Genomic DNA, 21,075 nt, shown 5'->3' on the forward strand with positions numbered 1-21,075 from the left:
CAGCGTAATTTACCCTCACAGCAACCTCTTCGGGGCAACCGGAGATGTGATGCGTGACTCTTCGATCCTGGCAGCATTCACTCGCGTGTCGCGCATGGCGACCACTTCAGGACGCCATAGCATCCCCAAGGCCGCACAAAGCATCCCAAAAATAAGTCCTCCCGCGATCAACGCCTTGACAAGAAGGGGAGAACTCCAGGTCACGAAAAAGCTCTTGACACATGCACTCGAACGCAGACAGCTATCCCAGTAACCCAGGCTGAACCCACCCCCCTGTGTTGATTGATCGTAGGCTTCTCTGGCGCGTGCCACCGCGTGCATGAAGTCTGGTCTAAGACTGGCTACGAGCAGCACGAGAAAGACAAAGATCAGGAGTATTCCAAGCCATTTGACGATGGCTGGCCGCATATCCACGTATAGAGTTTGAAGTCGCATCCCACTCTCCTCACAGCAAGCGAGTTCTGCTACCCAAGTTGAATGTCAATACTGCGCTTCTTGAGAGTTTCCTCTTCCTCCCGCTCTATCTGCTTTCCACCGCTTTCTGATGTGTTTTCTCTATGGTTGAGACGTTCTTTCCAGTCCTCCTCGACACTCCTGAACAGTTGACGATGGAACTGTTGTTCTAGGTCGCCAGACTTGCGAATATTGAAAAAGTGCCCCCGTTCAAATCTTGAATCGGTAGGGATGATGATGTGGGCGTGGGGGTTGTTCGTGTGCCCCTTTTCCCCCGCGTGTATCACCATGTAGTATTTGCTTATTCCCTGGGACTGTAGAACCGCTTTTGCCCAAAGCTCGACACTCCTGGCGGACATGCTTTTGTCACCACTGCTGAGAATGACATGGTAGATGTACTTCTCCTTTGCATTGACCAACTGGTCTTCGAGGAATTTCCTGTCCTCCGGTTTTTCTTGAACGTTGATGGCTCGGTCCAACATGACGATATTTCTACTTGTGCGTTGGTGTAAGTGGTCGGGTCTGGTGGTTATATAATCGACGTTTCGCATCACCCCACTTGCTCGTCCCTTGGCAGGATTCGGACCCTTGCTACTCATCGTTCGGTAGCGACCTTTTACGACGGTCTTGAGAGGAGTTTTTCGAGGAGCACCTGCCCTGTTGCCCTCAGTGAGGATCTGTGTCTTGCCCCCGCCTCTGCGACTGGCCAGAACATCGTCAACAACCTTTGCCATAAATTAGTCGGCACTCAAGTCAGCTTGCAATTCCATCTGACTTTCCGGCTTGAGACGGCTCACCTTGTTTTCAAAAATGTTCTGCGAATTTATCACTCGTTCCTTGAGTTCTACCAGACCGTCGAAATGCCTTTTCCCTGCATCCCAGGTGGAAGCCCATTGCTTCTCCTCGTATTCCTTCAATTTATCCAACTTGGCAGCGCCCTTCAAAGGCGCAAGTTCGTTGCTGTAATAAGCCACAGCTTGAACCATCCGGCGGGCCGTTCCAGCTTCCATATACGTTCGTAACTGAAACTCAAAAATGCGCTCCAGGAACAGGTTCAATTCTTGCCTCACGACCTGTCTCACGGTGGGCAAGACCAGGGCGTCACCTTCCTCGTTGGCCTCGGCCTGAGCGGCGTATTCCAGCAGGGCTCCTCCCAGCTCCGTGACGGGCATTCCGCCCGCATTCGCCTTGGCCTTCAAGAAGGCTGCGACCTCGCTGCTGATCCTGACTCTTAGCAGCTCCGTACCGTCTTTCTTCGGCGTCATGTTTCCTCTTCAACAGGGGTTATGAAGGGGTTTACTTAGGGGAAAAAACACCTTGTCCAGGTGGTCCGCACCTTGTTCAAGTGCCACCGTGTCCTAGAGGTAGAAAAACCACACCTTGTCCTTGTCCTTATCCTGCCTTACACCACCTTCCAACCCAAACGGTCCACACCACCACATCTTTTGACCCGGCTGAGGCCCATGCACCTTGCCCCTCACCGCATCCCTTCCAGGTGGTTGCCAGATCGCCACGGTGCCCCGCTCCGGCCGAGGCCAACCCGGATCCAAATGAGCCTGGTGCCCCGTCGCCAACCGTTCACTCTCCGTTCCCCGCCGCTGCTGATGCGCCACTCGCTCCCACAGGCTGAGCCGGGGTCTGGTCCCCGGTTCCGTTGCTGCTCGCCGCTGTGGGCTGAGAGGCAAGCTGGTCGTCGGTACTGATCGGCACGAGCTTGGGCCGCCCCTTCTTCTTGGGTTGTTTGGAACGCTTGACCCTGCCCCGGCCCACAAGCTGCTGACGGTACTTCGCCGCCACCTCATCGAAGTCCACGGCTCCACTCCGCACGTCGTCGGCATGGACCACCACGCCGCGCCGGACCTTGCCGAGTTCAAAGGCTTGCAGCGTGCGCTTGTGCCACTTCTCGAACTCCGGGTTGAGCCGCACCATGTCGTCCGGGTACTTGTGGGCACCGACCTCAAACTTGTCACCGAGCGGGACGGCGGTGATGGCCCCTTCCCGCACCGCTGCCCGGAACATGGAGATGTAATTGGTGGGTGAGACACCCTCCGGCAACTCCGCTACCAGTTCGGAAAGGGCTTGATAATTATATAAGTATTTGTCCATGCCCCAGTTTGACACGTGCGGAGGGGAGGGCAACAGGGGTCGCTACGGCAGGAGCGCACGTCTGGGCGAGGGATGACGGTGACAGCAGCGGGACCCCAGGCCCGCCGCAAAAGTAGGGGCGTCAACATGGCCTCATTTGGAAGCAATGCTCACCGCTTTGCTGAACACCCAAGCTTGAGGAGGCGAGCAAGAGCTGCTTCACCTGTGGGCCTTGTCAAAGGCCTTCAGCAGCTCGCCAGCCAGCGTCGTTCAAGCGGTAGGTGTTGCGTGCAACGTACTCCAGATAAGGGTGGGGGGCATGTTCGCGGTCGTCCCGCATATGGGCGGTGACGTGCGTCTCAATGGTGCTGGGGTCGCCGCTCCAGCCGAGCCGCACAGCCTCATCCCGGAGTTGTCGGCGCGTGAGGGTCGGATGCCCTTCTTGGTGCAGGTTCCTGGCAGCCTTCAACACATGTTCCCACGCGGTCTTCACTTCAGCCCCCCTGAATGAACCCGGTAGGGTCATGACACCGGGCCTGGCACTTCTTCGATCACAGGTACTGCTCTGTCCCGCAGCCCCTGGACCTGGGGGTTGCCGTAGCTCAGCCAATCGAAGGAGAAGACCTTCGCCTGATCGCTGGCGGTTTGAACTGCCTGCGCGGCGGTGAAGCCCGAACTAGGAAGTCCCGTGTCCTTTTGAACCACCAGGACGGTGAGTGGGGGGAGGTTACGGTCCCGACAATAGTCCTGAATAGGGTCCAAGATCATGCCGATGCCTGCCGGGTGCATTCCTGTGGCCTGCCCCAGGTGCTGGTACGTGAGGGTCTGCCGGTGACGGGCGGCCCAGGCCAGGACGGCCCATGCCTGTGAAGCGCGTTCATATTTGTCCATGCTCCAGCGTAAGCCAGTGAACGGTTGAGGTGGACGGACACGTTGGGTGGTTGACGCTGGACTCTTCCGGCCAGGTAGTTCTGAATTAAGCGTCGCGCAATCGACGGCGCAGCTCGTCCAGATGCTCCTGCATCCGCAGCTCCGCCATTGCCACCGAGGCCCGGTCGCGTTCTTCCAGGGCCTGAAACACCCCGGCGCGGCACCCCTCCTCGAACAGCGCGTAGAGGTCCTTGCCCAGCGGTTTGAGCAGCAATTTCAGCGCAGGCTTGACCGCCTCGTACTGCTCGGCGGGCGGGAGGCCCGCCACCCGCGCCCGCTCCCGGTCGATCTCCTGCTCGGCCAGCCGCTCTGCCTGTTGCAAGGCGGCGACGGCCCGCTGGGCGGCTTCGGGCGACCCGGCGGGCGCCAGGTGCCCGGGCAGCACGTACTTGCCGTCATGACGCAGGTAGTCCACCACCAGCCCGCCCGGATTCTTCACCCGGCCCTCCTGCTGCCGGTGCCGCACAAAGGCCACCGCGGTCTCGACCCGCTCGCCATGCTCGCTCACCAGGGCAGCGGCGGCGCTGCGGCTGACCCCGACCCCGATCAGCAGTTCCAGCAACGCGGGGTCGGGGGCGTTGTCCTCCGCGAAGGTGTAGCGCAGGAGCTGGTGGCGGCCCCGGCCCTCGATCTCCACCCCCGCGAGGTACCCGATGGCCCGCAGTTCGTCGTGGGCCGGGGCCAGGGCGCGCCGCACCAGTTCGGGGCGCTCGGTCTGGATGCCGCAGGCCAGCCGCCAGTCGGCCAGCGTGACCTCCAGGGTCATCCGGCGCTGCCCCCGGGGGTCGAGCCGGTGCGCTTCCAGCAGCCGGTAGAGCGCCCGCGCGGGAGGCTGCTCCAGTTGCACCAGCAAGCGCCCGTCGAGCACCTGAACCTGCCGGGCACGGATGCTCTCCGCGAGCTGTTCTCCCAGCTTGATGCTGAGGGTCGCGGAGGGATCGAGACCGGGAAGCTGCTCCAGGTCGTTGTCCATCTCGTGGTAGCGAATCCGCTCGATGTACCGCAGGGTGTCGGAGCTCCACACCCGCCGGTCGCGCACCTGGTCGTACCAGCCCTCCCCCACCAGGAAGCCGGTGCTCCACAGCCGCTTGAGGCTGTCGCGCAGCCGCTGGTAGGTGCGGCCATTGTCCGGCAGCCCGGCCACCGCCCGCAGCTCGTAGGCGGTGGTGTGCAGCCAGTCGTGCGCCGGGCACCCGGCCCGCACGAAGAGGGTCTGCACCGCCAGGATGATGTCGGTGTCCACCCCATGCGGGCGGCCGTAGGGGGCGGCACACTCCACCCGGTAGGGCCGCCCGTCGATGACAAACTCGGCCTGCCAGGTTTTCACGTCGTCGTCCACCCGCGACTGGATGCTGATGATGCCCAGCCGGGCGATGTTCCGCTCGTCCCGGCGTTCGGTTTTGCTGGTGAGGGTGGGATCAGTCATGGGGGGCCTGTTGTTGTTCTTGTTTAAGATAAAAGATAAAAAACAACAACAAGGCGGAGGGCCTGCGGCGTCCTGGACGGCCTATCTCCGTGAAAACCACGCAAAGGTGTCGGGGATCAGGGGCCAAATCACGCAAAGGTGTCGGGGGTTTGGAGGCCCAACCACGCAAAGGTGTCGGGGATGGGCCATAGGAGGGGGGTGGCAGCGCAAACCACCGTCCAGCACGGCCCGTTCTTGCCAACCACGCAAAGGTGTCGGGAGCTGTGCCCCGAAAACCACACGAAGGTGTCGGTGCTCTGGCAGGCCAATCACGCAAAGGTGTCGGGGGGTCGAGGGGGCAATCACGCAAAAGTATCGGTGCGGGGTGTCAGGCGGCCTCTGACCTGAAAAACGTGCGCTGAGACGAGACAGGTTCACCCTCACTTTGGCCACCCTCTCTCCCTTCACGCAAAGCTGTCGGTAGGAGGTCCAGACCGGTTCCCTGGGCCAGCAAGGCGGGCTTTGCGGTACACCGACTCCAACCACCCGGCCCGCTCAAGCTGCTTGAGCAGGTAGGCTCCCGGGCGCCGCAGGTTCACCTCCCGCATGGCCACCAGGGTCCGCAGCATGGCGGCCTCCAGTTGCCGGAAAGCCGGGACGCCCCTGAATTCCGCCTCGCTGGCCCGCCAGAGCATCCGGCAATAGTGCGGGAAGCTGCCGGGGTCGCGGTAGAGCCGGGTGAGCGCTTGGGCGGCTTCCCCGATGACCTCCCCGCGCCGTTGCGGGTGTTCGCTCAGCACCGCCTGCAAGCTCCACACGAGTTCCTGGGGGCTGGTCGTGTGGGCGAGGTGGGGGGAAGTGAGGGAATCTCTAACAACGGAATATATACATTCTGCCTGGGATAACGCCCACTGCACCAGGTACCCCATCCCTTCTCTTCTCCTCTGAAGGGGAGAAGATTCCCTCACTTCCTTCCGGGCCTGCCAGGCGGTGCGGCCCACGCGCCGGTCGGCCTCCAGGTCTCGGGCAGGTTGAAGCTGCCCCCGCTCATCCCGGGGCAGTTCCGAGGGAAAGATCCTGGCCCGGCGGTGCGCCTCGGGCCTGAGTTCCAGGCAGACCCAGACGCCGGTGCGGGCGCGGGTACGGACCTGCTCGCCGGTCGCCCGGTCGAGAAATTCGGCGGTCGTCCAGTCGCTCCAGGTAGCGAGCAGGCCGCAGGCCCGCAGGTCCCGGGTGGCCCGCTCGCACGAGGCGGTGCTCAGCCCGGTGGCGATGGGCAGCACGTCCAGCACCGTGAAGTAGGTGTAGCTGGTGATGTGCCCGGCCTGCTGTCCCCTGGCCCCGATCAGGGTGTAGGCCGCCTCGGCCAGGGCACCCAGGACCCTTAGGTTCCGCTCCACTCGGTCCGTCCGGAGATACGCCTTGCCCTCCTGGCCCTTGGCCTCCCGCTCGACCTGCATACGCCTACGCAGCCGTTCCCGCAGGATCGGTTCCGCCAACTGCACCACTTGGGCGGCGCGGGCCTCCGGTGTGCCGGGCCTGGGGGGATGGGGGAGCTGCCGGAAGGTCTGGTCCACCGCCCTCTCCACCACTGGAGACCAGTCGGGCACCCCAGCGGGCCGTGAAGGGGCCTGCTGGGGTGGGGGTGAGGTCTTCCCCCACCGCACACTTTGCAGGGCCATTCCTGGCCCTATGAGTGCTTTAGAAGGCGTTTCCTCCAGACAGGGGAGCACCATATGCGGCCGGTATTGCTCATACAGACCTTGTGAGAACTCGCGGGCCTGCTGCTGGCGCTCCCGCAACCGCTGCTGCGCGGCGGCGAGCAGGAGGCGCTCGGCGGCGGAGAGGTCACGAGGGTCGGGAATCAACATGGGGGGGATGCTGGTGGCAGCACCCTCCAGTGCCCCACTGGGGGGAAGGGGTTCGGGCAACACGGCGGCTCTCCCTTGCCAAAAGGGGGCGGCGTCCGCTACAGTCTGAGGCAGTACGGGCCTCGTCGACTTGAGCGAACTTGGTTTGGCAAAGACCTCGCGGTGGCACGCGGGGTTTTTTGCGGCTGTGGGGGGGCTCGGTTCAGTTCTGGATCAGGATGGGGTCGCCTCCAGCGGGAGTGTAACACGACCTTCTCGGGCCTATGGTGAATAGTAATAGAACTGTCAGGGGGTGGAGGGCAGTCTCGGGGCGGGATGTTAGAGTCTCGTGTGTCTGATGCTGTCCGGGTCTATACGACGGCCGCGTTCGCCCCGCTGGCGTCGGAGATCAAGCGCTTTGGTGCCCTGCTGTGGGACGAGGCCCTGAGCCTGTTTGGCGAGGAGCTGGTGACCCATGCCCTGCGCCGCAAGGTCTGCACGGTGCGCGACACCCCGGTTGGGAAGGTCCTGTATCTCCTGCACCAGGGCCGGCGGCTCGTGGGGGTGACGGGGTCCTTCACGCCCACCGATGCGGCGCTGATGGACGACGTGTGCCTCAGGCAGGCCGCGCTGAAGCTGGAGGAGGCGGGATTCGACCTCGATCTCCGGAGCCGCAAGCAGAGCGTCATCTACACCGATGGCGACCGGAAGGTGCTGGTCCTGGCGCGGCACGCCGGGTACAGCTTCGCCGCCCTGCGGCGGCTGTACCACGCGCTGATTGAAACCGGCGAGTACAGCGAGATTCATCTCTACTCGTACCTTGACCCGGAGGCGTTGGGGAAGCTGGCCCGGACCCTGTATGAACCGGTGACCAGCAAGCCGCTTGATCCGCAGCGGTTGCAGTTGCACCGGCTTGACCCCCCTGGTATGGAGGCAGCGGCCACCCAGATCACCGACTGAGGACCGTGTATTCCAGGCCGTCCCTGGTCAGCGCCAGGACGTAGCACATCCCACCCACCTCGACCCGGAACTCCCTGAAGAGGGGAAGCTCCAGGGCCAGCGCTTTGGCGTGCGCTTGGTCAAAGCGGGCCGCCAGCCGTGCCAACTCGCGGTGCGGTGGTTCTGCCTGGAGGCTCAGGGCATGCAGTTCGACGGCCCACTGCACGAGGGCGCGAAGTGCGGAAGTGACTGGACAGTGTTGGCGGGTACCCGGTGAACGGTCACCCGACCTGCTGGAAGACAACGACTCACGGCTGTGCACGTTTGCCCCTCTCCCTCTCAGCGAGAGGACGAGGATAGAGCGCTCCGGAGGAGCGCTGACGAACGCTCAGGGGTAAACGACCTGACGCACAAGATGTGCCACTGTGCCGCTCAACAATGGCGTTCCCGTGGGCAGTGCAGCCGACGTGGCGGCTCAGTCCTTCGGCGGGAATGGGAAATCCCCGGCTCCGAATCGCTCCATTCGTTGACGGATGGTCCGGCGGAGATCTTCGACCATTGGGGTAAAGCGGTGGGGGACGTGGGGTGGAAGCAGGCCATACTCGATGACCAGGCGCTCGGCAGTGTTGCGGTGGTCCAGGGATTTGACCGAGAGCAGGGCCATCGCCAACTGGGCCGCCACCACGACAGGCCGCCAGTAGTCCAGGTCCCCATGCCGAACCAGGAGTCGTTTGCGTTGGTACCGGGCATTGCTCCCAAGCTGGAGGTGAAGAGCGGGCCGTCCGAGCGCCCGCACCACCTCGTCGAGGGCCGCCAGCGGGGGCAACACTTGCCCGTACACCTCGGCTCCCCGTTGGCACCTCAGCACCGCGTCCGAGGCCGCCAGCAGTTCTGGAATAGGCAGAGGACACAGCGCCATGTAGGCGGCGGGCCGGGGATGCCAGCGTCTCAGAACTTCGGCCAACCCCACGGCCGACCCGTGGCGTAAGTCGCGCGCGAAGGCAAACACCCGCCTCAATTCCTCCTCGGACCGAATGACCGTCTGGGTCTGGAAGGCTTCCTCCGTCAGCGCGAGTTCCAACCGCATGCCCGCGAGCAGGAGGCGCGAGAGCAGGTCCTCGTCTTCGATGTCCGTCACTTGGTTCATCAGGTGGCGGGCCAGGCCGTATTCGCCAGACTCCAGACGGCACCGGGCTTCAAGCCAGAGGACGAAAGGGCGGTCGGTCGGTCCGGAGCGCCACTGCTGCTGGCGGACCACGTCGAGCGCTGCCGCCGCCAGGGCACGGCGCTCCGTGATGCGCCAGGGGGGAAGACTTTCAATCCTGGCCAGATGCCACAGGCACAGTGCGATCCAACCGATAATCTTTTGCGAAAAGAACTCCGTGTCCGCGGCCGAGAACACCCCTTGGACCGCCCGGATGACGGCGATATGCAGGGGGAGTGTGGGTTCTTCTTGGGCGGTCGTGAGGGCACCGTCGAGGTCTCCCACGTTCAGTTGAGCGATGACGAGTCCAGCTTTTTCTCGTATATATTCGCTCTCTGTCGGCTTCATGCCCCGCAAGACGCGCAGCCGCTCGGTCAGGTCCTCGTGGTAGCGACCCGCCTGGGCGATGGCGCTGCGGTAATAGCGCCTGGCCCGTTCGACCATTTCTGGCACGCGGGCCAGGGTCGCCAGCAGGATCATTTCTTTGGCCGTCACGACCGCGCGGGCATTGTCTCCACTGGCGATGCTGTCGTAGTGCAACGCCTCCAAAACGCGGTATTCGACCTCGGACCTGGAGACCTCGCTGTCCGAGTCGGGGAGCGTCCGCACCTCGTTCAGGAGACGGTGCAGCAGGTCTCCATACGGCATATCGCTGTCGTCGGTCAGCAGCATCGAGCGCCCACGCCGGGTGGAGTACGAGACGGCGGAGACGTAGAGCTGCTCCAGCCGCACGGTGGTGAGGGCGTGGGCGCGGCTCAGCACATCGTCCCGGCGCTCCTCCTGGTGCAACCGGTTGAGCAAGATGGCCGCTCGCGTCAGTGGAACGGCGCGGTCCAGCCCGCACAGGTCATCCGCGATGGCTCCGAGGGGGTGGCCATCGCGGATCAGGGCTTCCTCCCAGGCCACACTCTCGGCCCACTGGTCAAACGGTGGGGGTGGAGCAGCGGACACCTGGGCCGCCTGGGATCAGCTCGCCGTGGTGGTGGGCGAAGCCTGGGTGCCGATCTCCGGCTCCGGCTCGTAGTCTCCCCCGCCGGGCATGGCGAGGTACGCACCCGAGGCAGCGGCCACGGTGGGCGTCGCCTGCCGAAGACCTGCGCCCAGGCCAAACAGCACCAGCAAGCCGAAGAGCCCCAGGGCCGACCGCTTCAGGATGTTCATGGCGAGACTGTAGGAAATGGCCCTGGGGGCAACTGTGCTTAAGCCAACATCAGGGCTTGACGCAGGGTGCCGCTGAGCGTCTGGACCCGCTGGGGAGAAAAGGAGAAATTCACTCCAGCCGTGTGAAGCAGTTCGGGGAGAGGTCTTGTGTTCCCCAGACGAAGCGCCTGGGCCAGGCTCCCAAAGGCTTGGTCCGGATCCAGCCGCACGGTCTCCACGAACTCGAACGCCCAGCCCCAGGCCAGGGCGTACTCAATCCCCACCAGGGGGCGGCGGACCAACTGCTGGGAGAGGTACCCCAGATCAGCGTACGCCTCGCCGCTCCGGTCCACCCCGGTGGGGTACTGCTGCTGGATAGCCTGCCACACCTCGGCCAGGCGGACCGCAGTGATCTCCTCCGGGGTGGTGTAGAACCACTCCTGAAACTCGTCCATGACGCACTGGGCACACATGCGCGAGAGGGTCTGCTCGTAGAAGCGCACCCGGTAACGGTTGGCCCCGTCCATGTCAAAGAACTCGGGCAGGCGGTCCAGGGACCACAGCTCGAACACCTGAGCCACGAATTCCCGCATCTCCACACCGGGAAAAGCGTGCCAGAACGGCGCACCTGGAGCGACCCCCGTGAGCTGCGCGACGTGGCCGAGTTCGTGGAACAGCACCTGATAGGAGCTGGGCGTCGGGTGCAGATTCATCTGCACGTAGGGCTGATGGGACGCCGCCAGATAGTCGGTGTAGGACCTGGCTGCCTTGCCCGGTCGGGCCGTGAGATCCAGGTGACCTTCAGCGTACAGACGGGTCACGTGGTCACTCAGGCCCGGCAGGGTTCCGGCCAGAGTCCGCGCCACCTGCTGCATCACCTCAGCCTCCGTCCCAAAGCGCGGGAGCGCCCGCCCACTGAAGGGATTGACCGCAAGGTCCCAAGGATGTAACCGGTCCACCCCCAGCAGCTCCCGGCGCTTCTCCCGGAACTCGACCAGCAGGGGCGCGAGGGACTGGCGAACGTTGGCGCGAAACTGCTGGACCTGTGCCGGGCTGTAGTCGAAGCGTTCCAATCCCTGCCAGAGGTGGCGGTGGACCGTGGCCTCCCCGCTGCGCCGGGCCATCTCCCGGCGCAGCTCCAGGCTGGCGCGGTAGCGGCCCACCACTTCCGGCGCGATGCGGGCCAGCGAGGCCCGTTGGCTCAGGAAGGCGGCCCGCCTCAAGTCCCGGTCGGGCGAGGTGGACCACTGGCTGAGTTGCGCCGCGCTGACCTCCTCGCCGTTCCACTCGTAGCGCCGCTGAGCGTACAGCGAGGTGATCTCCCCGGCGATCACCTCCACTTGCCCTTCCAGGTCGCCGCTGGGCTGCTCCGCTTGCCGGGCCATGACCCGCAGGTACAGGTACGTCTGTCGCCAGTCGGCGGGCACCGCGAAGCGCTCGCCCCAGGACACGGCGAGGAGGGCGGTCTGATCATGCCAGGTGCGCAGCCTGGGCGCGTGCTGGGTCAGGAATTCATGGCGGGCCGCGCGGGCCTGCTCATCGGACGTGTTCGCCTGGAAGTCCCGCACCAGGGCGGTGTTGTGCTCGTACACCTCCGATTCCAGGGCGGCCCAGTTCAGCAACCACTCCCGAAAAGCCTGGTCGCTGTCCACCGTCGCCCCATGCAGGTGCTGGTACCGTTCCTCCCACGTGTGCTGCGTGGTCACCGTCATACCGAAGTATTGACCATGCAGCGGCGACCTGCCTCAAGAATCAGGCGGTCTGAGTGGGAGAGGAGAGCTCTCGGTGAGGTCCCGGTAAGAGACGGCGTGCCACGATGTAGGCCCATGCGACGGTTGACGCCGGTTTCCCCGGAGGACCCATGCTCTCCGCCCTGTTGATTCTGGAAGGTAAGGAGCCGCGCGCCTTCGACATGGTGTACCTCCGCCAGAAGAGCAGCCGGGAGGCCATCGCCGCCCAGACCTGGCAGTGCAAGTTCTGCGGCAAGCCCATGCAGCCGCGCATGGGCGCGATCCGCAGTTGGTATTTCGCCCACGCTCGCGAGGCCAGCGAATGCCCCTTCGAGGCCGAGAGCGAGAAAGAAAGCCCCCAGCACGTCGCCCTGAAGCGGGCGGCCGGGGAGGCGCTGCGCCAGCACTTCGGGACCCAGGTGCAGTCCCTGGAGTACGAGGTGCGGTTTCCGCATATCAAGCGCATCGCCGACGCCCTGCTGATCCTCAAGGACGGGACGCGGGTGGCGGTGGAAGCCCAGCTCAGCCCCCTGACCCTCCAGCAGCTTCAGGGGCGCACCGACTCCTACCTGCGTGACGAGATCGAGCCAGTGTGGGTCTTTCTGGAGGGAGAGGCGGGCGGCCTGAAGGAGGGCGGGCTGTGGGACAAGTGCCGCGACTGGCTGCTCAGCGAGGGGCTGCTGGTGCTGACGGCGCGGGCCACGATCACCCAGACCGCTATGACACTGCCTGAGCTGCCGGTGTGACGTGACGGGTGACCTGGGCGAGGGAGTGGAGCTGGAGGGGGAAGCGTGCCCCACACCCGACCGACGCGACGAGTTCACGGTGTTTACCCGCTCAGCCACTTTCAGCCTCACGGGCTTTGAGCGGCAGCGCCGCATCACCGGGTTCGAGGCCGCGGCGTGCCAGCCCGTCGGCGTACTGGTGGCCCAGAGGCTCCACCTTACCCCGCCCGTCGTGGCCCAGCAGACCCTGCGCTTTCAAGCCGAGCGGCAGCAGATGCGGGTAGCCTTTCACGACGGGCGCCTGCGAATTCACGCGCACCCCTGGACCACCCCTGGCATGGTGCGGTTCCTGGTCCGGTCCCTGCGGCGGTATGGGGTGCTGGAAGAGGCCGAGTTGCGCACGCTCTATCACCAGTGGCGGGCGCCAGGCACCCGGCTCGACTTCCTCGACCTACACCGCTACCCGGAAGTCTTCGTCCAGACCCCGGCCGGGCCATGGACGCTCACCACCTGGGTCCGGCTTGGCACCCCGTATGGGGTCCTCCCGAGAGACACCGGAGGCTGGAGCCGCGAATGGTATGTCCACGAGGCCGCCCGCTTCTGGCTCGCCCGGGGGCGAACCCCCACCGAGGCACAGGAGTGGGACGCCGACGTGCGGGCGCTGGTGGCGGCGACCCTCGCCACGCCGCCCCTGCCCCGCTATTTCGTGCCGTCCAGCGCGGGACCCTTCTCCCGGGTCACGGTGCGGGGTCGAGAAGCGTACCGGCTGGACCTCGACCACCTGCCGGAGGGACCGTACTTCACGCTGCGGGCCGGGGGGGTGGCCGTGACGTACTCGGTGGAAGGCCGCGCGTTCCTGGCCGACACGGCGGGGAGTGTGAGCGTCGTGACGCCGTTTCTGACCCGGCGCCTGCTGGAGGCCCTGTGGCTTCCCGCGCAGGACCCGAGCATTACTTGGCTGTCAGCCGGAGTGGCGTTCAAAGAGGCCCTGCGGCGCGGCGGGCTGAGCGTGTAGAGCTGTAGAGCGCCCACTAATGGAGGTTGTGTTGCATGTTGGAACTATCCCCCTGTTGATGAAGTTGCCTGGCTCGCCCATAAGCAGGCCATTGGAAGCTCCACAAACTGGCGCCATTGTTCGGAAGCGATGTTTCTCCAGCGTCTGCCCGTGTGATTGCTTGACTTCGTGCCGGTAGCAGCTTACTCAAACCGCCATCTGAGCGAAGCTTCCGCGACAAGGCCGCGCCCCATGTCGTGAAACAGGGGCGCGGTTGACCAGGCACGGCAATGGCCGAAGCACGGAGCCAGACCGGTAGGCTCAGTACGAGGTTGCCAGTGCTGAGAGGTACAGGGCTTTGGCGTCCACTGCCCCTCGCACGGCAGCGCGGACCTCCGGCTGTTTCATATCAAGCATCCAGAACTGACCGCTCACCTCTGCGACCGACTGAATGCGGCGAAACTCCCCGCCGTAAGTCTCCGCAAAATCCGCCAGTCCCCTGAGTTTGGGCAGGGCATCGGCCAGGTGATGGCCGTGCGGGTCAATCAGGTCTGCGACCAGGGTGCCGCCTGGCTCCCGGCTGAAGAAGACGAAGTCGGGCCGCATCGCTCTCCAGTCCCCGCTGGCCGGATCTGTATAGGGGATCGCCAACGACTCTTGCAGCGCCCGGCTGGGATTGCGGTACCACCCTACGAAGCCTTCGCGCCCCATCTCCTGCTCCAGCACCTTCTTCTCCCACTCGTTGAGGTCCGCTGGAAAGGCCCCGGCGTCCGTTGCCATCAGATGCATCAAATAGGTGGCGAGGTCCTGTTCGGTGCCATTCGGGAGCCGCTCCCTGCTCTCGGCCTGGGCCGCGACCGGGGCAACCAGGTTTCTTCGCTCGGGCTGGGTGGATTGCCGTTCAAGACGGTCGTATTCCGCTTTGCGCACGTCGCTCAGGCCCCGGCGTGCTTCGCGGGTCTCCGCCAGCCATTGGCGGGCCAGGCGGTCCGCCGCCCACTCCACGTACCGCACGAGATCCGGCACTTGCCCGGCGGCGGCCACGTCGATGTAAGCCTCCAGCAGGTCATCGTCCTGTGCGCCTTCGCCCGCGAGATGCTCGGCGTAGGACTTGCTCAGGGGAATGCTCAGGAGGCGCCCGGCCGCCTGGAACGACGCCAGGATAGCCCGTGGATCGGCACTCTCCGAGAAGGACCGGGTCACCGTGACGGTCCCGCCCATCCGCCCACGCACCTCTTCTCCCCTCATGGTCCGCACGTTCTCGCGGGCCTGGTCGAGCTTCTGGCTGTATTTCCGCGACTTCTCGTCCAGCACACCGTGCAGATGGGCGAAGGCTTGCTCGACGGCTCCCTCCACCAGATGGTCGCGCGACAGCGCGGCTGCCAGAGCGGTCAGGCGGCGGATCGGCTTCACGTCCTTGCGGGGCAGGGTCAGGGTGGGCAGACGCTCGAACAAGGTCCACACCTCGGGATCGACTGCCGCGTTGGGGTGCAGTGTGACCGGATCGAACAGAACGCGCCGGTCCTGGTTGGCCCCCGTGTCGTCCTCGCCCTGGCTGGTGTCCCCCTTGATCAACATCGCCGCCACGGCCTTGGCCGTCTGCCGGTCGAAGAAGGGCAGCAGGCAGTCGACCGAGTTGAGCAGCTCGTTGCCCGGAATGCGTTGGGCCAGCGGCGTCCGCATCATGCGGCCCAGCAACTGGGTGATGTGTGTCTGATCCTGCGCGGGCCGAAAGGACACCAGCACCTCGGCCCTGGGACAGTCCCAACCGGTGGAGATGGCGGATTTCGCCAGGAGAACCCGCACCCGCGTGGTGTCTTGAACCCGTTCTGGAGCGATGTAGGGCACCAATTCCCCCATCAGGGTCAGGTCCTTGTGCTCCCCGAAGACGTTCGCAATGGCGCCGGGCGGCAAGTCCGGCCACTGGGCATGAATGGTCTGAACGATGGCGTTCAGCTCCTCCAGCTCCTGAAGTTCCTGGCCTTTGGCGCGGTCGGCCACTTGCACCACCAGCAAGGGGACGACCGGGTCGATGCGCTGTTCGTGGGCATACTCCGCCCAAGCCTGGGTGGACGCCTTGATCTTGTCCACCGCCCGCCCCAGCAGCGTGAGGTCGTATTTGCCCTCCGTGGTGGGGATGCTCAGGACGATGTCGTCTTTCAGCAACCCAGACGCCTGCACCAGCTCGGAGTTCACGAGCACGGAAGGCAGCGCCATCCGCTCCGTGGCCCCCTTCATGGCGTCCTCGAACCGCTTCACTGTGGCGGAGATGCCCCACACGATGGGGATCGCCGGAGTCCTGTTTTTGCCGTTGATCAGCCGCTGAACAATCGTGGAGCGCTCATTATCGTTGCGGTCCCTGCCCATGCCCCGGTGGGCCTCGTCGAGCACCATGTACAGCGTCAGGTGCTCATCCTCGATGGTGTTGCGGATGGTGTCGTAGATCGAGGACTGGAGGTTGTCTGGCCGCAGCAGGAAGCCGCCTTCCTCCTGCACGGCCTCCCCGCGCACCAGCCGGGAGTTCTTGGACAGCTTCTGGGTGTTCAGGAAATAGACGTGGCCGGGGCGAAACTTCGGTTCTCCGAAATCCGCCTCGATCACTCTCAACCGCGAGTCCAACTCCGACGCTGCCGCTTGGAGGCGAATGCGCGACTGCTCGTTGAGCGAGGGGTCATCCGAGAACCACAGCACCACGGCGCCCGGATCGGCGGGAAGGTTGTATTCGTCCGCCCCGAAGAAAAGGGCCTCGATGACGGCCGCCGCCATCACTGTCTTGCCTGCGCCGGTTGTCGCCGTCAGGGAGAACTGCGACAGACTGCCGTCCCACTGATAGTTCTTCCGGGCCTTCGCCAGATTCTTCAGCACCCGGCGCACCGCGTCGTCCTGATAGTCGTGAAGCGTGTACCGCATCAGCCTGCCCTCCCGGAGTTGATCTGAAAGTTGTGCAGGTACGACTCGTACAGCCGCACCGAGGTCACCCCGCCGGGCAGATCGCGGCAGACCATCTGGAAGGCCGCGTCGTCGTCCGTGATCACGTACACCACCTGCACGCCCTGCGCCTGCGCCAGTGCGGCAAAGAATTCCCCTGCGCCGTCGAGGTTCTGAAGGACCCCGTAGCGCTCTGCGATGTCCCAGCCCTGCTCACCCAAGTCGTCGATGATCCGCCCCTGTGACCCGGCCCGCAGCCACAGCAGCGGCGCGATGCGCTGGAACGCCTTGTGATGGGACACCGAGAGCGGGGCCTCATAGGTCAGCGTGAAGAAGGCCGCGTTTTCCTCGAAGCCTTCCGACATGGGGAATTCGTCGGTGAACTTGTAGTCGCCCTTGATGGGGTCACCGTCCGGGGTCTCGCCCGTGATGGCCGCCCGGATGCGGGGCTTGGTGATGTGGTCGCAAATGCCCCACTGTTCCCAGTCGGGATCGCCGGGGCGCAGACCATCCTGACGAAGCTTCTTGTGCTCCTCCGCCGCGACCTCGTTGTTGGTGACCAGGATGGATTGGCGCCGACCGCCATCCTGACGGTTCAGGCGCATGACAGCGTGAGCAGTGGTGCCGGAGCCAGAGAAAAAGTCGAGGATGACGGCGTCGGGCTTGTCCGCGACAAAGAAGCGGAGGGCGTCTTCAACGGCGTAGAGAGACTTAGGAAAGGGGAAACGACGGTCAGGAAGAAACTGTGCAAGTAGACGACTTCCCTGCCAACCCGCATCGTGAGACACCTTAAACCATATTGTCAAAGGCTTCATTCCCTTGTCTGCGCCGTGAACCCATTTAGGATTCTTTACAGTACCAATTTGGGTTATTTTACCATTCTCGGCGGCTTCCACATATCCCGAAGTCAGATAATAAATCATAGATTTCTGGTGCTTATCATGTGCCAGTTGACCGAACTTTATGTAGCCTTTTTGGGCGTATTCAACAACCTTTTCTCCAGAAAGCCCCCAAGACATTTCTCTGCCGTTCGATAGGACCGGGAAAACAGCATAGGTCCCTGGGGGCGCAACAATACTATGACGATCCTCTAAAATATCAAGGGGCCGTCCGACAGAATGAAAGGTGGCGTCCTCATTGAGAAATATGGGATAAAATAAGGATTTGGCGCGAGTCCTTGACCCGTTAGCCCCGTTACGCTTAAGCCGTCCCCACTCTACTTCGTCACCCTGCCCGGTCGACGCTTCTTCCCGAAGCATATCGTCTCCTTGGGGCTGAGGGCTCGAGGCGCCGAACATGACGAAGTAGACGAATTCATTGCAGCGCGAGAATTCACCTGCACGAGCCGATCCCTTTGTGCTAATTACGTTGGATATCATTTGAACCCGCGCTTCTGGGAACGTCTGCTCCAGCAGGAGCCCCAGCCGCAGGTACTCCTTCTCATCAATAGTGACGATCAGGACACTGTTATCCGGATTGAGCAACTCACGGGCAATTTTGAGCCGCCGCTCCATGAACGCCAGCCACTTGCTGTGGCGGTAGTCGTCATCGCTCGCCACATAGTCGTTGTTGTACTTCCAGTCTTTCGCGCCCGTGTTGTAGGGCGGATCAATGTAGATGGCGTCCACGCGGTGCCGATGCGTGTACGTCAGCAGTTCTAGGGCATGGAAGTTCTCGGCGTTGATGACCGTGTGGAAGGGCTTGTCGCCGCCGCGCTCCACTCGCCCCGTCTCGACCAGTCCGGGATAGATGGGGTCGCGGAACTCGGCCACGACGACCAGGTTCTCCAGGGCTGCCCCGGTGGTTTGCGGCTCCTCGACATGCGCGTCGGCCACTTCGACCAGCTCGGCCCGTTTCGCCGAGCGATCAATTCGTTGCACACGCCACAGCCGCTGATCGCCGCGCTCCAGCTTGCCCCTGGGCGGCAGCACGCGCACCTTGTCGCCCTTGCGGACAGGTCGGTTGGGCAGTTCCACTGCTTCTGGCTGATGCGGCTCAAAGACCAAGCCGAAGGTGCGGCGCTGGGTCAGACTCCGGAATTCCGCTTCGAGATCATTCGCAAGCTGCGGATCGGCCTTGCGGGCCTGTTGCAGCAAATCGGTTAACCGTGACACCGCGACAGTGTATAGGGCGCCCAGGAGCGGCCTTCAGCACCCGAACGGGCGGTACTCCTTCAGTGCATCCTCCACGGCCCTGTCGCTGCCAATGCCATTCCTGGCGGTCCCCATGCCTGTGGCAACTTCCACTTTTCAATGGTTCGACGCGGGCTTGACCTCGACCCGCACCGCCCGCCGGTCCTTCTGCCGAGGCGTGAAGACGATGGTCACGTCGTACTCCAGCGCGTCGGCCTGCTGTGTGATGGTCGAGAGCTGGGGATTGAGGTCCGGGCGTTCGAGCTGCGAGAGACGCCCCTTGCTCAGGCCCCGCCGCGCCAGCACCTCGGGCGTCTCCAGGCCGGACTCCACCCGGACCGCGTGCAGCCCCTCCCCCACCGTCTCGGCGGTCAGGGCCTCTAAATAGGTCGCCCCCACATCTTCGCTCTCGGTCAGCAACCCCTCCGGCAGATGCTCGGCAGGCGTCACGGTCCCGTCTTCGTTCATCAGGGCAGCCAGGCGGGCAGCGCGGGCTTTGGCACGGTCGGTCATGGTGTCAGGACTCCTCTCTTCACGGCTTCGGCAATGTCCACGAGTTCGTCGAGCAGGTCTTCGTCGGCGTCCGCTCCCGGCTCCTTGTATTCAGCTCCGGTCAGCAGCGGGCGGCCGTCCCGCAGCCACAAGAAGTAGACCCGCGCTCCCCCACGCAGCCCGCCCCGTGTGGTGGGCTTGAGTTCCCAGGCCCCCGGCAGGTACTTCAAGGGCTTGGCGTAGCGGCTGTGTCGGCCCTCTTCCCGCAGGTCGCGGCACATCCGGATGCACTCGGCCACCGCCTCCCGGTGTCCAGCCCGGTTCATCGCCAGCAGGGTTTCGATGATCCGGGGATGCCGCGCCGCCAGCCTGCGGGGATGACGGGTGTAGACCAGGGCGGGCACGTGTTTAGTTTAGCCTAAACTGCCCCAACCATGTCAGGTCCACCTTTTAGGGCCTCCGTCAGGGTCGCTGCGCTGGCGCGCAAAAGGGCTAGACAAGCAGGCTAAGGCTGATCTGGGTGCGAGCGCTTTTGCCCTGACCTGCCGCAGCGAGGGCAGGTTCAGGTCTATTCTGGACGTTCCAGGTACTGATAGAGCGTCTCCCGGCTGATCCCCAATTCCCGCGCCAGGGCAGCTTTCGATTCTCCAGCCTGCACCCTGCGCCGAAGTTGCTGCACCTGCTCGGCACTCAAGGCCTTCTTGCGGCCCCGGTATTTCCCTTGCTTGCGGGCGAGGGCGATGCCCTCGCGCTGCCGCTCCCGGATCAGAGATCGTTCAAACTCGGCGAAGGCGCCCATAACGCTCAGCAGCAAATTCGACATGGGCGCGTCCTCACCCGTGAAGGTCAGCCCTTCCTTGACGAACTCCACCCGGATGCCCCGACGGGTCAGGCCACTCACAAGCTGGCGGAGATCGTCCAGGTTGCGCGCCAGGCGGTCCATGCTGTGGACGACCACCGTGTCGCCCTCGCGGGCGAAGGCGAGCAGGGCTCCGAGCTGGGGGCGGTGAACGTCCTTGCCGGAGGCCTGATCGGTGAACACCCGGTCGACCTGGGTCTGGTCGAGCTGGCGTGCAGGGTTCTGGTCGAGCGAGCTGACGCGGGTGTAGCCGATGCGTTGACCGGGCAAAGGGTGTCCTCCAGGGTGAAGTGTCAGGCTGAAGTCTATGACCTGACAGAATAAGTTTCAGGAAAACTCAGAACCAATCCTATTCTGACAGTCCCTGCCGATCTTCTCTGACGTCAGTCTGAGGTGTACCCCAAGCTGACAGCTCACCCCTCAATGACGATGGAACGACCTGCACCCTCCGGGCCGCATTCCTTCCCTACACCTGTATTTCTGTACAGACTTGCTCTAGACATTGCTACAGTCAGGTGTGCCCCGTCTCGTCCTCCTCGCGCTGACCATCCTGTGCGTCGTCCTCGACCTCGCCCTCAAGAGCTGGGCTCGCGCAGAACTGCCCGGTGAGGTGCGGCCCTGGCTTCCCGGCGTCCTCGACCTGACGCTGACCTACAACACGGGCGCCGCGTGGAGTCTGTTGTCCGGCTCGGCTCTGCCGCTCGCACTGGTCCGGGGGGCGGTGGGACTGGGCCTGGTCATCTTCCTGCTGCGGCGCCCCCAACCGACTGGGCAGGCCATCAGCCTCAGCGTGATCGCCGGGGGAGCCCTCGGCAACGCCATCGACGGCCTGAACGCCGGGCGCGTGACCGACATGCTCGCCTCACCGGCGCTGTCAGCGGTCACCCGCGCCCTGGGGCAAGGCGACTTCCCGGTGTTCAACCTCGCGGACGTTTGGGTGGTCGGGGGGGTGCTGCTGCTGCTGTTCGTGAGCGTCAGGGAGGATCGGCGCCGGGGGCAGGTGCCCGCTCCCTCTCCCGAGGAGCCGTCCTCCAACCGTCACCCTTCAGCTTGATATCTGTACATTCATACAGATATCATAGGGTATGACAAGTGCCCCCTCCACCCCAGGGACGCCCCTGCGCTACTTCGTGGAACGGATGGATTGCGCCGACTGCGCCCGCACGGTGCAGAGCGCCCTCACCCGGTTGCCCGGCGTGGACGCTCCAC

At 64.2% G+C, this 21,075-nt stretch carries 22 protein-coding genes (1 of these 22 cut by a window edge); 5 read left to right on the top strand and 17 right to left on the bottom strand.

Annotation, left to right across the window (positions count from 1 at the left end; all coding sequences use genetic code 11):
* Positions 1–15: 15 nt before the first annotated feature.
* The 8 genes from F8S09_RS15455 to F8S09_RS15490 all read right to left on the bottom strand — a co-directional run bounded on the left by F8S09_RS15455 (position 16) and on the right by F8S09_RS15490 (position 6,744).
* Complete coding sequence (locus F8S09_RS15455; RefSeq protein ID WP_152872362.1) at positions 16–435, bottom strand: hypothetical protein; 420 nt, start codon at positions 433–435, stop codon at positions 16–18.
* Positions 436–464: 29 nt separating this feature from the next.
* Positions 465–935: a hypothetical protein gene (locus F8S09_RS15460; RefSeq protein WP_152872363.1), complete on the bottom strand. Its 471-nt coding sequence runs from the start codon at positions 933–935 to the stop codon at positions 465–467.
* Between the two features lie 255 nt (positions 936–1,190).
* Positions 1,191–1,718, bottom strand: a complete 528-nt coding sequence (locus F8S09_RS15465) for a hypothetical protein (RefSeq protein WP_152872364.1) — start codon at positions 1,716–1,718, stop codon at positions 1,191–1,193.
* Between the two features lie 313 nt (positions 1,719–2,031).
* The gene (locus F8S09_RS15470) at positions 2,032–2,559 is read right to left on the bottom strand and encodes a hypothetical protein (RefSeq protein ID WP_152872365.1); all 528 of its coding nucleotides are present in this window, start codon (positions 2,557–2,559) and stop codon (positions 2,032–2,034) included.
* Between the two features lie 214 nt (positions 2,560–2,773).
* Positions 2,774–3,031, bottom strand: coding sequence for a DUF7669 domain-containing protein (locus tag F8S09_RS15475; protein ID WP_194165390.1), 258 nt, complete (start codon positions 3,029–3,031; stop codon positions 2,774–2,776).
* Between the two features lie 29 nt (positions 3,032–3,060).
* Positions 3,061–3,429 carry a hypothetical protein gene (locus F8S09_RS15480; RefSeq protein WP_152872367.1) on the bottom strand — a complete coding sequence of 123 codons (369 nt, stop codon included), beginning with the start codon at positions 3,427–3,429 and terminating at the stop codon, positions 3,061–3,063.
* An 85-nt stretch (positions 3,430–3,514) separates the two neighbouring features.
* Positions 3,515–4,894 carry a replication initiator protein A gene (locus tag F8S09_RS15485; protein ID WP_152872368.1) on the bottom strand — a complete coding sequence of 460 codons (1,380 nt, stop codon included), beginning with the start codon at positions 4,892–4,894 and terminating at the stop codon, positions 3,515–3,517.
* A 443-nt stretch (positions 4,895–5,337) separates the two neighbouring features.
* Entirely contained in the window at positions 5,338–6,744 is a 1,407-nt protein-coding gene (locus tag F8S09_RS15490) for a hypothetical protein (protein ID WP_152872369.1), read from the bottom strand.
* Between the two features lie 330 nt (positions 6,745–7,074).
* Here F8S09_RS15490 and F8S09_RS15495 point away from each other — a divergent pair, with 330 nt between their 5' ends.
* Positions 7,075–7,683, top strand: a complete 609-nt coding sequence (locus F8S09_RS15495; protein ID WP_152872370.1) for a hypothetical protein — start codon at positions 7,075–7,077, stop codon at positions 7,681–7,683.
* Here the strand turns inward: F8S09_RS15495 and F8S09_RS15500 are convergent.
* The 4 genes from F8S09_RS15500 to F8S09_RS15515 form a co-directional block, all read right to left on the bottom strand.
* Positions 7,673–7,888, bottom strand: coding sequence for a hypothetical protein (locus F8S09_RS15500; protein ID WP_152872371.1), 216 nt, complete (start codon positions 7,886–7,888; stop codon positions 7,673–7,675). The genes F8S09_RS15495 and F8S09_RS15500 overlap by 11 nt on opposite strands.
* Positions 7,889–8,137: 249 nt before the next feature.
* Positions 8,138–9,817: a hypothetical protein gene (locus F8S09_RS15505; protein WP_152872372.1), complete on the bottom strand. Its 1,680-nt coding sequence runs from the start codon at positions 9,815–9,817 to the stop codon at positions 8,138–8,140.
* A 15-nt stretch (positions 9,818–9,832) separates the two neighbouring features.
* Positions 9,833–10,027: a hypothetical protein gene (locus F8S09_RS15510; protein WP_152872373.1), complete on the bottom strand. Its 195-nt coding sequence runs from the start codon at positions 10,025–10,027 to the stop codon at positions 9,833–9,835.
* 38 nt (positions 10,028–10,065) lie between these two features.
* Entirely contained in the window at positions 10,066–11,718 is a 1,653-nt protein-coding gene (locus F8S09_RS15515) for a M3 family metallopeptidase (RefSeq protein WP_152872374.1), read from the bottom strand.
* A gap of 149 nt (positions 11,719–11,867) precedes the next feature.
* Here F8S09_RS15515 and F8S09_RS15520 point away from each other — a divergent pair, with 149 nt between their 5' ends.
* Positions 11,868–12,482: a competence protein CoiA gene (locus F8S09_RS15520; protein WP_152872375.1), complete on the top strand. Its 615-nt coding sequence runs from the start codon at positions 11,868–11,870 to the stop codon at positions 12,480–12,482.
* A gap of 1 nt (position 12,483) precedes the next feature.
* The gene (locus F8S09_RS15525) at positions 12,484–13,476 is read left to right on the top strand and encodes a hypothetical protein (protein WP_152872376.1); all 993 of its coding nucleotides are present in this window, start codon (positions 12,484–12,486) and stop codon (positions 13,474–13,476) included.
* A 300-nt stretch (positions 13,477–13,776) separates the two neighbouring features.
* Here the strand turns inward: F8S09_RS15525 and F8S09_RS15530 are convergent, their stop codons facing one another.
* The 5 genes from F8S09_RS15530 to F8S09_RS15550 all read right to left on the bottom strand — a co-directional run bounded on the left by F8S09_RS15530 (position 13,777) and on the right by F8S09_RS15550 (position 20,136).
* Positions 13,777–16,365, bottom strand: a complete 2,589-nt coding sequence (locus F8S09_RS15530) for a DEAD/DEAH box helicase (protein ID WP_152872377.1) — start codon at positions 16,363–16,365, stop codon at positions 13,777–13,779.
* On the bottom strand, positions 16,365–18,497 hold the full coding sequence (locus tag F8S09_RS15535) for a site-specific DNA-methyltransferase (protein WP_322618871.1): 2,133 nt from the start codon (positions 18,495–18,497) through the stop codon (positions 16,365–16,367). Before F8S09_RS15535 ends, F8S09_RS15530 begins: the two co-directional genes overlap by 1 nt.
* A gap of 135 nt (positions 18,498–18,632) precedes the next feature.
* Entirely contained in the window at positions 18,633–19,028 is a 396-nt protein-coding gene (locus tag F8S09_RS15540) for a helix-turn-helix domain-containing protein (RefSeq protein ID WP_152872379.1), read from the bottom strand.
* The gene (locus tag F8S09_RS15545; protein WP_152872380.1) at positions 19,025–19,411 is read right to left on the bottom strand and encodes a hypothetical protein; all 387 of its coding nucleotides are present in this window, start codon (positions 19,409–19,411) and stop codon (positions 19,025–19,027) included. Before F8S09_RS15545 ends, F8S09_RS15540 begins: the two co-directional genes overlap by 4 nt.
* Positions 19,412–19,575: 164 nt before the next feature.
* On the bottom strand, positions 19,576–20,136 hold the full coding sequence (locus F8S09_RS15550) for a recombinase family protein (protein WP_017871616.1): 561 nt from the start codon (positions 20,134–20,136) through the stop codon (positions 19,576–19,578).
* A gap of 247 nt (positions 20,137–20,383) precedes the next feature.
* Here F8S09_RS15550 and lspA point away from each other — a divergent pair, with 247 nt between their 5' ends.
* Both lspA and F8S09_RS15560 read left to right on the top strand, forming a co-directional pair.
* The gene (gene lspA / locus F8S09_RS15555) at positions 20,384–20,920 is read left to right on the top strand and encodes a signal peptidase II (protein WP_078305939.1); all 537 of its coding nucleotides are present in this window, start codon (positions 20,384–20,386) and stop codon (positions 20,918–20,920) included.
* 31 nt (positions 20,921–20,951) lie between these two features.
* On the top strand, positions 20,952–21,075 hold the beginning of the coding sequence (locus tag F8S09_RS15560) for a heavy metal translocating P-type ATPase (RefSeq protein ID WP_092265859.1). 2,267 nt of this gene lie beyond the right edge of the window; 124 of the gene's 2,391 nt are visible here — the first part of the coding sequence; it begins with the start codon at positions 20,952–20,954; its stop codon lies off the right edge, out of view.

The organism is Deinococcus terrestris, from assembly GCF_009377345.1.
GTDB lineage: Bacteria > Deinococcota > Deinococci > Deinococcales > Deinococcaceae > Deinococcus > Deinococcus terrestris.

What these genes read in the sequence shown, in the direction of transcription:
- F8S09_RS15510 (WP_152872373.1), bottom strand. Translation starts at nt 10,027, where the DNA reads ATGAACATCCTGAAGCGGTCGGCCCTGGGGCTCTTCGGCTTGCTGGTG.
- F8S09_RS15540 (WP_152872379.1), bottom strand. Translation starts at nt 19,028, where the DNA reads ATGACCGACCGTGCCAAAGCCCGCGCTGCCCGCCTGGCTGCCCTGATG.
- F8S09_RS15530 (WP_152872377.1), bottom strand. Translation starts at nt 16,365, where the DNA reads ATGCGGTACACGCTTCACGACTATCAGGACGACGCGGTGCGCCGGGTG.
- F8S09_RS15470 (WP_152872365.1), bottom strand. Translation starts at nt 2,559, where the DNA reads ATGGACAAATACTTATATAATTATCAAGCCCTTTCCGAACTGGTAGCG.
- F8S09_RS15490 (WP_152872369.1), bottom strand. Translation starts at nt 6,744, where the DNA reads ATGTTGATTCCCGACCCTCGTGACCTCTCCGCCGCCGAGCGCCTCCTG.
- F8S09_RS15465 (WP_152872364.1), bottom strand. Translation starts at nt 1,718, where the DNA reads ATGACGCCGAAGAAAGACGGTACGGAGCTGCTAAGAGTCAGGATCAGC.
- F8S09_RS15455 (WP_152872362.1), bottom strand. Translation starts at nt 435, where the DNA reads ATGCGACTTCAAACTCTATACGTGGATATGCGGCCAGCCATCGTCAAA.
- F8S09_RS15515 (WP_152872374.1), bottom strand. Translation starts at nt 11,718, where the DNA reads ATGACGGTGACCACGCAGCACACGTGGGAGGAACGGTACCAGCACCTG.
- F8S09_RS15520 (WP_152872375.1), top strand. Translation starts at nt 11,868, where the DNA reads ATGCTCTCCGCCCTGTTGATTCTGGAAGGTAAGGAGCCGCGCGCCTTC.
- F8S09_RS15485 (WP_152872368.1), bottom strand. Translation starts at nt 4,894, where the DNA reads ATGACTGATCCCACCCTCACCAGCAAAACCGAACGCCGGGACGAGCGG.
- F8S09_RS15480 (WP_152872367.1), bottom strand. Translation starts at nt 3,429, where the DNA reads ATGGACAAATATGAACGCGCTTCACAGGCATGGGCCGTCCTGGCCTGG.
- F8S09_RS15460 (WP_152872363.1), bottom strand. Translation starts at nt 935, where the DNA reads ATGTTGGACCGAGCCATCAACGTTCAAGAAAAACCGGAGGACAGGAAA.